Source organism: Paracoccus ravus, assembly GCF_004522175.1.
GTDB classification, from domain to species: Bacteria; Pseudomonadota; Alphaproteobacteria; order Rhodobacterales; family Rhodobacteraceae; genus Paracoccus; species Paracoccus ravus.
In genome coordinates this window covers 140593-152614 of the sequence record NZ_SDEB01000004.1, presented here as the reverse complement: position 1 = coordinate 152614, position 12022 = coordinate 140593, and the positions used below count along the sequence as shown (strand labels likewise).

The 12022-nt window shown below is 65.6% G+C and carries 10 protein-coding genes; 7 read left to right on the top strand and 3 right to left on the bottom strand.

Annotated features, from left to right (window positions below; all coding sequences use genetic code 11):
- Positions 1-4 precede the first annotated feature (4 nt).
- Both aroB and ESZ60_RS05165 read right to left on the bottom strand, forming a co-directional pair.
- Positions 5-1111, bottom strand: coding sequence for a 3-dehydroquinate synthase (aroB, locus tag ESZ60_RS05170; protein ID WP_134679355.1), 1107 nt, complete (start codon positions 1109-1111; stop codon positions 5-7).
- Positions 1108-1728: a shikimate kinase gene (locus ESZ60_RS05165; protein ID WP_280633994.1), complete on the bottom strand. Its 621-nt coding sequence runs from the start codon at positions 1726-1728 to the stop codon at positions 1108-1110. Before ESZ60_RS05165 ends, aroB begins: the two co-directional genes overlap by 4 nt.
- A gap of 84 nt (positions 1729-1812) precedes the next feature.
- Here ESZ60_RS05165 and ESZ60_RS05160 point away from each other — a divergent pair, with 84 nt between their 5' ends.
- The 4 genes from ESZ60_RS05160 (at position 1813) to ESZ60_RS05145 (ending at position 6050) form a co-directional block, all read left to right on the top strand.
- Positions 1813-2067, top strand: coding sequence for a hypothetical protein (locus ESZ60_RS05160; protein ID WP_134679353.1), 255 nt, complete (start codon positions 1813-1815; stop codon positions 2065-2067).
- Positions 2054-3691 carry a hypothetical protein gene (locus tag ESZ60_RS05155; protein ID WP_134679352.1) on the top strand — a complete coding sequence of 546 codons (1638 nt, stop codon included), beginning with the start codon at positions 2054-2056 and terminating at the stop codon, positions 3689-3691. The genes ESZ60_RS05160 and ESZ60_RS05155 overlap by 14 nt, the downstream gene beginning before the upstream one ends.
- On the top strand, positions 3691-4665 hold the full coding sequence (locus tag ESZ60_RS05150; protein ID WP_134679351.1) for a site-specific tyrosine recombinase XerD: 975 nt from the start codon (positions 3691-3693) through the stop codon (positions 4663-4665). The genes ESZ60_RS05155 and ESZ60_RS05150 overlap by 1 nt, the downstream gene beginning before the upstream one ends.
- 89 nt (positions 4666-4754) lie before the next feature.
- Complete coding sequence (locus tag ESZ60_RS05145; protein WP_245155585.1) at positions 4755-6050, top strand: HlyC/CorC family transporter; 1296 nt, start codon at positions 4755-4757, stop codon at positions 6048-6050.
- Here the strand turns inward: ESZ60_RS05145 and ESZ60_RS05140 are convergent.
- A complete protein-coding gene (locus ESZ60_RS05140) occupies positions 6044-7537 on the bottom strand; it encodes a nucleobase:cation symporter-2 family protein (protein WP_134679349.1) in 1494 nt (497 codons plus the stop codon). The genes ESZ60_RS05145 and ESZ60_RS05140 overlap by 7 nt on opposite strands.
- A gap of 471 nt (positions 7538-8008) precedes the next feature.
- Between ESZ60_RS05140 and tkt the strand changes: the two genes are divergently transcribed.
- From tkt to ESZ60_RS05120, 3 genes are all read left to right on the top strand, one after another.
- Positions 8009-10027, top strand: coding sequence for a transketolase (gene tkt, locus ESZ60_RS05130; RefSeq protein ID WP_134679347.1), 2019 nt, complete (start codon positions 8009-8011; stop codon positions 10025-10027).
- A gap of 110 nt (positions 10028-10137) precedes the next feature.
- Positions 10138-11052: a DMT family transporter gene (locus ESZ60_RS05125; RefSeq protein WP_134679346.1), complete on the top strand. Its 915-nt coding sequence runs from the start codon at positions 10138-10140 to the stop codon at positions 11050-11052.
- A 23-nt stretch (positions 11053-11075) separates the two neighbouring features.
- Complete coding sequence (locus tag ESZ60_RS05120) at positions 11076-11969, top strand: lysophospholipid acyltransferase family protein (RefSeq protein ID WP_134679345.1); 894 nt, start codon at positions 11076-11078, stop codon at positions 11967-11969.
- The last annotated feature ends 53 nt before the right edge of the window (positions 11970-12022 follow it).

The following is a 12022-nucleotide window of genomic DNA, read 5'->3' as shown; positions in this document are numbered from 1 at the left end:
CCGCCTAGCGTCGGGAAGCGCCGAGCACTGCGTGCAGCATCGCGGGATCGACCGCATCCGTGACAAAGGCCTGTCCGATCCCGCGCGCGAGGATGAAGCGCAGCTTGCCGTCCTGAACCTTCTTGTCCTGCCCCATCAGTTCCACGAGCCGCGCGTCATCGGGCAGATCGCCCGGAATATCCGCGATGCGCGAGGGCAGCCCCATCGCCGCGAAATGCGCCGCCACGCGCGAGGGCGCTTCCTGACTGCAAAGCCCCATCCGGGCCGAAAGATCGAATGCCAGCGTGCAACCGATCGCGACACCCTCGCCATGCAAGAGCCGATCGCCATAGCCGGTCGCGGATTCAAGCGCATGGCCAAAGGTATGACCCAGATTCAGCAGCGCGCGTTCGCCCTGTTCCGTCTCGTCGCGCTGGACGATCCCGGCTTTCATCGCGACGGAATGGCGCACGGCGCGTTGCAGCGCCGCCTTATCCGCAAAGATAGCCGGTCCCGCGGCTTCCAGCCAGTCAAAGAACCCTTCATCCCCCAGCAGCCCGTATTTCGCGACCTCGCCATATCCGGCCCGCAGGTCGCGCGGCGTCAGCGTCTCGAGCACGTCGATATCGGCCAGAACCAAGGCGGGCTGGTGAAAGGCGCCGATCAGGTTCTTGCCAAGCGGGCTGTTGATGCCGGTCTTGCCACCGACCGAACTGTCGACCTGTGCCAGAAGCGAGGTCGGAATCTGCACGAAACGGACCCCCCGGCGCAGGATCGCCGCCGCAAAACCCGCGAGATCACCGATCACCCCGCCGCCAAGCGCGATCACCAGATCCTTGCGCTCGATCTTCTGCGCGATCAGCCATTCGACGGCCTGGCCCAGTTCGGCCCAGCATTTCGTCGCCTCTCCGGCAGGGAGGGTCAGGGCGGGGGCGTCGATCCCCTCGCGGGCCAGCGCGTCTTGCAGGCGGGCAAGATGCAGCCCTCCGACATTCTCATCGGTCAGGATGGCCGCGCGGCGACGGCCGATCAGCGCGGTGATCTCGCTGCCCGCGCGGTCGATCAGTCCGGAGCCGATGCGCACATCGTAAGAGCGCGGGCCAAGATCGACATGGACGGTTTCAAAGGTCATTTCGGCTCCAGGATCGAAGGGTTGCGGGCGGCGATGGCGCGCAGGACCTGATCTGTCGTCGATTCGACGGTATCATCCTCACGCGCGATGACCTGAAAATCGGCCAGGGCATAGACGGGGCGGCGTTCGGCCATAAGCCGTTCCAGCGTGCCGCGCGGATCGGAGGTCTGCAACAGCGGGCGCGTCGGACGGCTGCGCACCCGATGCCACAGCGTGTCGAGATCGCAATCCAGCCAGACCGAGACGCCATTCGCCGCGATTCGCGTGCGGTTCGGCTCACGCATGAATGAGCCGCCTCCGGTCGAGATGATCGCATTACCTTCATTCAGCACGCGCGACAGGACCTCGGATTCGCGGGCGCGGAAAAAGGCTTCGCCGTCGCGGGCAAAGATTTCGGGGATCGTCATCGCGGCGGCGCGCTCGATCTCGGCATCGGTATCCCAGAAAGGACGAGCCAGTCGGCGCGATAATTCCGCACCGATCGCACTTTTCCCTGCCCCCATCATCCCGACCAGCACGATGTTTCGCCGCATCAATCCCTCGACTGCCCCCGTTTGCGCCCTTTTCCGGGCAAGTCTGCGACCCGGCCCAAGTTTGGAGGCACTGAATGGCGTGATCTTTGCGGAATTGCCATATATATTTCGAACGCGCCGGCGTAAGACCGGCCGCAAGAGGCAAGACCGAGGCTGAAAGGACGGGCGATGAGGCTATTGTGGGTTGTGGTAGGATTGGTGATTCTGCTGCTGGGCGGTCTGACAGGATATGCCTATTTCGGCGACATGAAGGCGGACCCGCGCGAAACCCGGCTGCCCGTGGAACTGGATCTGGGCAGCGAGCCCACGCCGACGCCGGCGCCGGTGCTCGGAGATGCCTCGGTTTCCGCGCCTGCGAAAGCTGCGGAACCTGAGCCCGCTGGCACGGTTTCCCCGGATGCGGAGCAAAATGACCTCGATTGAACGCGGCTTTCTTGTTGGACCGGGTCTCGCGGCGCTGATCGCGGGACTTCTGCTGGCGCCCGCATCTGGACTGGCCCGTCCGCCGCTTTCGGCGAGCGACTGGCTTTCGGGCAGCATCCGCGAGCCCGGCACGGTCTCGGCCTGGCGTCCGGGTGATCCGCGACCGCCGGATGCCCGTCCGGGCAAGGGACTTAGCGATGTCGCGAAAAGCGGCGCGGTCGAGCCGGTCGGGGTGACCCGGCTGGGCGAAGGCAACCCCGACAGCAAGGGCACGGTGTCGGCACGCAGCGCGGGGCTGCCGCAGGATCTCTGGGGCGAAAGCGATGCCGCGACGCTGGCGCGGCTGATCGGCGGTCTCGATCCCCGCCTGCCCGCCTTGCGCCGGCTGACCCGGCGCATCCTGGTGGCGCAGCTTGCGCCTCCGACTTTGGGTGACGGGCCGCAGGGCCAGTTTTTCCTGTCCCGCGTGGACAAGCTGCTGGACATTGCCGCGACCGGCGCGGCTCAGGATCTGATCGAGGCCGCCGGTCCCGCCGATCCCGAGAGGTTCCGGCGGCTCTTTGACATCGCACTGCTCTCCGGAGACGAAAGCGAGGCCTGCCGGATCATGGATCTGACGCCCGGCGTCGCGCCCAGCTTTCCCGCGCGGATCTTCTGTCTCGCCCTTGGCGGAGACTGGGCTGCCGCGGCGCTGGTGTTTCACGGCGCAGACAGTGCCGGCCTGATCGACCCGCGCATGGCAGCGCTGCTCGCGCATTATCTGGACGACGCCTATTCCGATGACAGCGCTTTACTGGATCCGCCCGAACGGGTGACGCCGCTGGATCTGCGCCTGCATGAGGCGATCGGCCAGCCGCTGCCGCTGGCCAATCTGCCCCTGGCCTTTGCCCTGGCCGATCTGGGCGCGAATGGGGGATGGAAGGCCCGGCTTGACGCGGCCGAGCGGCTGGCGCGCGCGGGTGCCATTCCGGCATCGCAGTTGCGTCAGATCTATCTGGAACAGCGCCCGGCGGCCTCGGGCGGGGTTTGGGATCGCGCCGAAGCCATCCAGGAATTGGACCTTGCTTTGACCTCGGGTGATGGCGCTGCAATCGGCGAGGCCTTGCCCGCCGCCTTCGAACAGATGGTCGCGGCCGGACTTGGCCCGGCTTTCGCCGATATGTTCGGCACCCAGCTTGGCCGCTTGCCGCTTGACGGCAAGGCCGGCCAAATCGCGCTATGGCTGGTTCTGGAATCCGGCAGCTGGCGCAGCATCGGGACGCCCCCCAGCGATGCCGATCCCTTCGACCTGTGGCTGCTGGATTTCGCCAGTGGCCTTGCCGCCTCGACGCCGCCCGCAGCGGCGGGCGCCGAACGCGCGCAGGTTCTGCTTGCGGCCTTTGGCGAGGCGATGCTGCCCGAAGAGGCCCGTCGGCTGATCGCCGGAAAACGGCGCGGCGAGGCTTTGCTTGAGGCGATTTCCGACGCGGATGCGGGGCTCGACGGGGATCTCGCCCGGGCGGCGCGGGGCCTGCGCGTGCTGCGCGCCCTGGGTCAGGGTGAAACCGCCCGGCAGGCGGCGGTCGAGTTGATGCTTTCCCCCATGCTCGGCGCCGCGCCGGGCCTTGCGGCGACGGCACCCTGATGAGCACGGGAAACAAGGCAGGCGACTGGCGGCGGATCTCGGCCTTTCTTGACGCTCAGGCCGCCGAGGCAGGATCCGCCCGCAACACGCTTTTGGCCTATGGCCGGGACCTGCGCGATTTCTCGGAATGGCTCGACGGGCACGGGCTGACCCTGCTCTCCGTCGGCAGGGATGACATCGACGATTATCTGGCCCATTGCGACCAGCTCGGCCTGTCCCGCGCGACCCGCGCGCGGCGGCTCTCGGCGATCCGCCAGATCACCCGTTTCGCGCTGGAAGAGGGCTGGCGGGACGATGATCCCGCCGGCCGCATCGCCGGGCCGGGACGGGCGCAGCGGCTGCCCAAGACGTTGGACCGGGCCGAGGTCCTTGCGCTGCTCGCGGCCTTGCCCCAGGTCGGACGGACGCCCACCGAACAGGCGCGCAATCTTGCCTTGCTGGAACTGCTCTATGCCACGGGGATGCGGGTCAGCGAACTCGTCGCCCTGCCTGTCACGGCCTGCCGGGGCAACCCCGCCGTCCTCCTGATCCGCGGCAAGGGCAATATCGAACGCATGGTGCCGCTGAACCAGCCCTCGCGCCTGGCGCTCGCGGATTGGCTCAAGCTGCGCGACGCCGCACCCGAAGACTCGCCGCTGGGACGGCTGATCGCGGGACGCGGGGGGCGCTGGCTGTTTCCCGCCGCCTCGCGCGAAGGGCATATGACCCGGCAATCGGTGAACGGGCTTCTGGACCAATTGGCAATGGCGGCCGGGATAGACCCGTCACGCGTCTCGCCGCATGTGATCCGCCATGCCTTTGCCACCCATCTTCTCGAAGGCGGTGCCGATCTGCGCGCGATCCAGATGCTGCTGGGCCATGCCGATCTGGGCACGACCGAAATCTATACACATGTCATGGATGCAAGGATGCGCGATCTGGTCCTGAACCACCACCCGCTGGCCAATCCGCGGCGCAAGGAGGACAAGGAATGATCGCCCCGAGCACCGTCGAAGCCGCCGCCGCGACGGCAGAAGGCATCGGCGCGGCAGGATCGGCCGAATTCCTCGATCCGGCCTTCTGGATGACAGTCGCCGCGATCCTGGTCCTGCTGGGCCTGTCGGGGTTCTTTTCCGGCTCCGAGACCGCGCTGACCGCATCGAGCCGTGCCAAACTGCGCGCCCGTGCCGATCGCGGCGATGCGGGGGCGCAGGCCGCGCTTTCCGTGACAGAGGATAGCGAAAGGCTGATCGGCTCGATCCTTCTGGGCAATAACGTCGTCAATATCCTAGCGGCCAGCCTTGCCACCGCGCTTTTCACGCGGATCTTCGGCTCGGGCGGCGTGGCGCTGGCGACGCTGGTGATGACGCTTCTGGTGCTGATTTTTTCCGAGGTCCTGCCCAAGACCTATGCCATCCTCGCCCCCGAGGATCTGGCCAGCCGGGTCGCCCGTCCGGTCCGCGCGCTGACCGTGGTGATCGCGCCGGTCGTGGCGGTGGTGCGGATGATCGTGCGCGGGATCCTCGCGCTGTTCGGGCTGCGCTCGGACAGCGGAGATCACGTGTTTTCCGTGCAGGAAGAAATCGCCGGGGCGCTGGCGATCGGCCATTCCAGCGGCACCGTGCAGAAAGAAGAACGCGACCGGCTGCTGGGGGCGTTGGATCTGGGCGACCGCTCGGTCGAAGAGATCATGCTGCACCGCTCGCGGATTGAGATGATCGACGCGGAACTGCCAACGCAAGAGATCATCGACCGCGTGCTGAAGAGCCCGCATACCCGCCTGCCCGTCTATCGCGGCGAGCGCGAGAATGTCATCGGCGTCGTCCATGCCAAGGATTTGCTGCGCGGCGTGAGCCGGATCGTGCGCGAAGCGGGCGAGGCGGGCGTCGAGGGTTTCGACGTCCTCAGCGTCTCGATGCCGCCCTATTTCGTCCCCGAAACCACGCCGCTGGACGAGCAGATGCGCGAATTCCTGGCGCGTCGCACGCATTTCGCGCTGGTCGTGGACGAATATGGCAGCCTGCGCGGGCTGATTACGCTCGAGGACATCCTCGAGGAGATCGTCGGCGAGATCACCGACGAGCATGATACAGAGGCCGCGCAGATCCTCACGCCCAATGCGGCGGGCGATTATCTGGTCGAGGGGGCGATGACCATCCGCGACCTCAACCGCGCGCTGGACTGGGCATTGCCCGATGACGAGGCGAACACGATCGCCGGTCTGGTGATCCATATGGCCCAGTGCATCCCGACGCAGGGGCAGGTCTTTTCATTTCACGGCTACCGCTTCGAAGTGGTCAGCCGGCGTGAAAACCGGCTAACCCGTCTGCGCATCCGCCCCTTGGGCGAGACCCCTGCCCAGGCCATGGCCGATCAGTGATCGGCCATGCTGGCGGCGCGCTTGGCCTCTTCGATGCTGGCGCTGTCAGTCCCGTTGAAAAACGCGTTCAGCCCCACCGCCGAGATCGTCGCAAGCAGGATGCCCGATTCCACCAGCGGGTGGATCGCATGCGGCATCCATTGCTTGAAATCGGGCGCGATCAGCGGGATCATCCCGAAGCCCAGCGAGACCGCGACGACGAACATATTGTTGCGGTTCACCGCGAAATCCACATTCGAGAGGATGCGGATGCCGGTCGCCGCGACCATGCCGAACATCACGAGGCCCGCCCCGCCCAGCACGGCTGTCGGTAGCGATTCCACCGCCGCGCCCATCTTGGGGATCAGTCCGAACAGGATCAGGATCACCCCGCCCGCGACGCAGATATAGCGGCTCTTGATGCCGGTGACGCCGACAAGGCCCACATTCTGGCTGAAGGACGTATAGGGAAAGGTGTTGAAGATGCCGCCGATCAGCGTGCCGAGGCCGTCCGTACGCAGGCCCGCGCTGAGGCGTTCTTGCGTGACCTCGCGGCCGGTCATCTCGCCGAGGGCAAGGAACATGCCGGTCGATTCGATCATCACCACGATCATCACGAGGACCATGGTCAGGATCAGTACCGGATCAAAGATCGGCATGCCGAAATGAAAGGGCGTGACGACGCCGAACCACGCCGCCTCAGCCACCTTGGCAAAGCTCATCTGGCCCAGGGCAATGGTCAGGACGGCACCGATCAGCATGCCCAGCAGCACCGCGATATTGGCCACGAAGCCTTTGCCATAGCGCGCAATGGCTAGGATCGCGATCAGCACCACCGCCGAAACGCCGATATTGATCGGCTTGGCATAAAGCGGGTTTTGCAGGCTGGGAGCAGGCGCGAATTTCTCGGGCAGTGCCGGGACGACGCCGGTATCGGCCATTTCTTTCAGCTGGTTCAGCCAGCCCGTCGCGACCGGATCGACGATCTTGGGCGCGGTCGAGCCGACCGGATTGCCGAAGATCCAGTTGATCCCGATCCGCATCAGGGTGACCCCGATCACGAGGATAATCGTCCCGGTCACCAGCGGCGGAAAGAAACGCAGCATCCGCCCGATGAAGGGCGCGATCAGCATGGCGATGATCCCTGCCCCGATGATCGCGCCAAAGATCATCCTTGCCCCGTCCGGTCCCGGATAGGCATTGGCCATCGCCACCATCGGCCCGACCGAGGCGAAGGTCACCCCCATCATCACCGGCAGTTGGATGCCGAACCAGCGCGTCGCCCCCAAGGACTGGATGATCGTCGCGATGCCGCAGCAGAAAAGATCCGCCGAGATCAGGAAGGCCACATCCTCGGGCGAGAGCTTCAGCGCCCGCCCCACGATCAGGGGCACGGCGACCGCGCCCGCATACATCACCAGAACATGCTGAAGTCCCAGCGTCGTCAGACGCAGAGGCGGCAGGATCTCGTCCACCGGATCCACCGCGGAAGGCGCGGGATGTGCCATGATCTCCCCCGTTTTTGTCGAATTGTCAGAATATCTTCAGATAACGACCGTCATGGCGGCCAAGGCAATGAATTTATGCGCCTTCCCGCTGAGAACCCGGCTTGCGCCGACTGGAAAGGCACAGCGCCAGCTTCGCGACGAAACTGTCGCTTCGTCAGGCGCGACATATCCGCCCACAGGTTTTTTCCCCTTCGGCCTTGCGGTTTGCGCATAATCGCGCCAGCTTGCGCAGGCAGTCGCGCGGGTTCGGGATTGGAAAAGAGCCCCTTTCGCACAGGATAGCCAAGCAATCCCAGAAGGTTGCACCGCTATCCCAGATTGCACAAAGAAGACCGGGCGCGCTATGGCCCGGATGAACCGGCAATCCCCCGATCTGCCGGGTCTTTCGTCATTTTGAGAGGTTCGGGTTGCAACCTTGCGCCTGCCTGAATATCAGGACTTCGCCCGCATCCACAGCACGGAACTCCGAAAATGGACATCGCTGAACGCCGCAAGGCAAATCCCGATCACTGGCGCCTTGCCGCCGCCATTCGCGCCCTGTCGATGGACGCGGTCGAAGCCGCGAATTCCGGCCATCCCGGCATGCCGATGGGCATGGCCGATGTCGCCACCGTCCTGTTCCGCAACCACCTGAAATTCGATGCATCGGCCCCGAACTGGTTCGACCGTGACCGCTTTGTGCTGTCGGCGGGCCATGGCTCGATGCTGATCTATTCGCTGCTGCACCTGACCGGCTACGAGCAGATGTCGCTCGACCAGATCCGCAACTTCCGCCAATGGGGCGCGATCACCGCCGGCCACCCGGAATACGGCCATGTCGAGGGCGTCGAGACGACGACCGGCCCGCTGGGTCAGGGCATCGCGACCGCCGTCGGCTTCGCCATCGCCGAGGAAGCGATGCGCGCGCAATATGGCGCGGATCTGTGCAGCCACAAGACCTGGGTCATCGCCGGCGATGGCTGCCTGATGGAGGGCATCAGCCAGGAAGCCATCGCGCTGGCGGGTCACCAGAAGCTGAAGAACCTGATCGTCCTTTGGGACAATAACGACATCACCATCGACGGCCGCGTCTCGCTGTCGGACAATACCGACCAGCTGAAGCGCTTCGAGGCCTCGGGCTGGCGCGTTCTGGCCTGCGACGGCCATGACGCCGCCGATATCGACCGCGCGCTGACCGATGCCGCGAGCGGCGCGGACGACCGCCCGGTTCTGGTCTCGTGCAAGACCATCATCGGCTATGGCGCGCCGAAGAAGCAGGACAGCTCGGGCGCGCATGGCTCGCCGCTTGGTGCCGAGGAAATCGCCGCGACCCGCGCGGCTTACGGCTGGGAGCATGGCCCCTTCGTCATCCCCGAGGACATCCTCGCCGATTGGCGCGCCATCGGCGCGCGCGGCAAGACCGAGCGCGAGGCATGGAATGCCCGCGTCGACGCGGCCGAAAACCGCGACGAATTCGCCCGCCGGATCTCGGGCGAGGGCAATGAAAAGCTCGCCCCCGCCATCGCCGCGCTGAAAGAGCAGGCGATTGCCGGCAAGCCCAAGGTCGCGACCCGCAAGGCCAGCGAAATGGTGCTGGAAGTCGTGAACCCCGAAATGCCCGAGACGCTGGGCGGCTCGGCCGACCTGACCGGCTCGAACAACACCAAGACCAAGGATCTGGGCATCTTCTCGCCCGAGAACCGCACCGGCCGCTATATCCATTACGGCATCCGCGAGCACGGCATGGCTGCGGCGATGAACGGCATCTGGCTGCATGGCGGATTCCGCCCCTATGGCGGCACCTTCATGTGCTTCACCGACTATGCCCGCGGTTCGATGCGCCTTTCGGCGCTGATGGGCCTGCCGGTCGTTTATGTCATGACGCATGACTCGATCGGCCTTGGCGAGGACGGCCCGACCCACCAGCCGGTCGAGCATCTCGCGATCTGCCGCGCGACGCCGAACACGCTGACCTTCCGCCCCTGCGATCTGGTCGAGACCGCCGAGGCATGGGAAATCGCGCTGAGCGAGGAATCGACCCCGTCGATCCTCGCGCTGTCGCGCCAGAACCTGCCGACGCTGCGCGAAGTTGCAGGCGAGAACCTGACCGCCAAGGGCGCTTATGTCCTGCGCGAAGCATCAAGCGAGGCTAGGGTCGTGCTGATGGCCACCGGCTCGGAAGTCGAGATCGCCGTCACCGCCCGCGAGACGCTCGAAGCCCAGGGGGTGCCGACCCGCGTCGTCTCGGTCCCGTCGATGGAACTGTTCCGCGCGCAGGACACCGGCTATCGCGCCGAAGTGCTGCCCGCAGGCACGGTCCGCGTCGCGATCGAAGCCGCCGTGCGCCAGCCCTGGGAATGGCTGCTTCTGGGTGAGCGCGGCCGCGAAGAGACCTCGGGCTTCATCGGCATGACAGGCTTCGGCGCTTCGGCTCCGGCACCGACGCTCTACAAGGAGTTCGGCATCACCGCCGAAGACACCGTGGCGCTGGCCCGCAAGCTTCTGGGCTGATCCCATTTTCATGAGATCGACGGCCGCGCCCTTTTGCGCGGCCGTTTGCCTTTCCAGGCATGGACCTTCCTGCATGGCGCGGGCATAAGCCGCCCCGAGGGAGTTCCCAGATGAGCCAGCCAGATACCGCCCCGCAGATCCTCGCACCCGCGGGCAGCCCTGCACGCGCCACGCAGCTTCAGGGCATCCTGCTGCTGCTTGCCTCGATCTTCATCTTCACGCTCATGGATGCGACGGCGAAGCATCTCGCCCAGAACTATCATCCGGTGCAGATCGTCTGGGCGCGATTCATCTCGAATTTTCTGATCGTGGCGGTGATCTTTGCGCCGCGTCTGCGCAGCACGATGATCACGAAGCGTCCGGTGGTACAATTGTTCCGGGGCTTGGCGCAGCTTGCGTCCGGGGCGCTCTTTTTCACTTCGCTGCAATGGATCGGGTTGGCCGAGGCCACCGCGATCATGGATATCAATCCGGTCCTGATCACATTGGGCGCAGCGCTGTTTCTGGGCGAAAGCATCGGCATCCGCCGGGTTTTGGGGATCGGCGCGGCGCTTTGCGGTGCGATGATCATCATCCGACCGGGCGCGGGCGTATTTCAGCCCGCCGCAATCCTGCCGCTGATCGCCGCCTTCACCTATGCGGCGGGCGCGGTCCTCACGCGGATCGCGCGCGAGGATTCGACGGCGACCTCGATTCTATGGTCGGCAAGCGTCGGCACGCTCATCACCTCTTGCGCCGTGCCGTTCTTTTGGCAACCCATCGCAAGTGGCGACATCTGGGCCTTTGTCCTGATCGGGCTGCTTGGCACGGTCGCGCAAGCGCTGCTGATTCGCGCCTTCGCTCTGGCCGAGGCGGCCGCCATCGCGCCTTTCGGCTATACCGGCCTGATCTGGGCAGGGCTATGGGGCTGGCTGTTCTGGGGCACGCTCCCCGATCAATGGACGGTGATCGGCGCGTTGATCATCGTCGGCGCGGGCCTATATGTGTGGATGCGGGAAGCGCGCGCCATGCATAAAGCCGGATGAAAAGCAGGACATAGATCTGCGGGATGAGTGACAAAGACGAGGACAAGGTCGAATTGATCGACCGGATCGCCAATGGCGCCTTTCTGGCGATCATGGGACTGGCGCGCATCCTGCCTTACGCGCGGCGCGTGCCCGCGACGGGCTGGTTCTTTGCCCATGTCATCGCGCCGGTGGCAGGCTGGCGCAGACGCATCCGCGCCAATCTGGCCAAGGCCCGGCCCGACCTGACCGAGGCAGAGATCCGCGACCTGACCCGCGCCGTTCCCGACAATGCCGGTCGCTCGCTGGCCGAGATCTATTCGGGCGAGGAGTTCATTCGCCGCATCCATGATGCCGACCCGCTTTGCGGCCCCGGCCTGCCTGCGCTGGAACAGGCCGCCGCCGAGGGTCGCCCGGTCATCTTGGCGGTCGCCCATTTCGGCAATTACGACGCCATGCGCGCCGCCCTGACCGGGCGCGGCTGGCCGGTCGGCGCGCTTTACCGGCCAATGAACAACGAGGCCTTTAACCGTCACTACATCCCTGCCATGCAGGCCATCGCAGAGCCGATGTTCCCGCGTGGCCGCTCTGGGCTGGCGGCGATGCTGAGATTCCTCAAGGGCGGGGGCTGGCTGTCTCTGGGCTATGACCAGTTCGACGGCAATGGCGCGAGCTTGCGCTTCTTCGGCCTGCCCACGAAAACCGTGCTGACCCCGGCAGAGCTTGCGCTGCGTTATGACGCGCTGATCCTGCCGATCGCTGGGATCCGCCAGCCCGACGGGCTGAGCTTCCGGGTCGAGGTCGGCGAACCCATTCCCCATTCCGATGCCGAAACCATGATGCAAAGCCTGAACGACCATCTGGAAGCGCAGGTGCGCGACCATATGGAGCAATGGTTCTGGATCCATCGGCGCTGGAAAACCCGGGGGTCCCGGTGACTGCGACAGGTGAAACCCTTTCCCTCGGGTCACCGCACAGGCTATAAGCTGCG

What these genes read in the sequence shown, in the direction of transcription:
- aroB (WP_134679355.1), bottom strand. Translation starts at nt 1,111, where the DNA reads ATGACCTTTGAAACCGTCCATGTCGATCTTGGCCCGCGCTCTTACGAT.
- ESZ60_RS05160 (WP_134679353.1), top strand. Translation starts at nt 1,813, where the DNA reads ATGAGGCTATTGTGGGTTGTGGTAGGATTGGTGATTCTGCTGCTGGGC.
- ESZ60_RS05155 (WP_134679352.1), top strand. Translation starts at nt 2,054, where the DNA reads ATGACCTCGATTGAACGCGGCTTTCTTGTTGGACCGGGTCTCGCGGCG.
- ESZ60_RS05150 (WP_134679351.1), top strand. Translation starts at nt 3,691, where the DNA reads ATGAGCACGGGAAACAAGGCAGGCGACTGGCGGCGGATCTCGGCCTTT.
- ESZ60_RS05145 (WP_245155585.1), top strand. Translation starts at nt 4,755, where the DNA reads ATGACAGTCGCCGCGATCCTGGTCCTGCTGGGCCTGTCGGGGTTCTTT.
- ESZ60_RS05140 (WP_134679349.1), bottom strand. Translation starts at nt 7,537, where the DNA reads ATGGCACATCCCGCGCCTTCCGCGGTGGATCCGGTGGACGAGATCCTG.
- tkt (WP_134679347.1), top strand. Translation starts at nt 8,009, where the DNA reads ATGGACATCGCTGAACGCCGCAAGGCAAATCCCGATCACTGGCGCCTT.
- ESZ60_RS05125 (WP_134679346.1), top strand. Translation starts at nt 10,138, where the DNA reads ATGAGCCAGCCAGATACCGCCCCGCAGATCCTCGCACCCGCGGGCAGC.
- ESZ60_RS05120 (WP_134679345.1), top strand. Translation starts at nt 11,076, where the DNA reads ATGAGTGACAAAGACGAGGACAAGGTCGAATTGATCGACCGGATCGCC.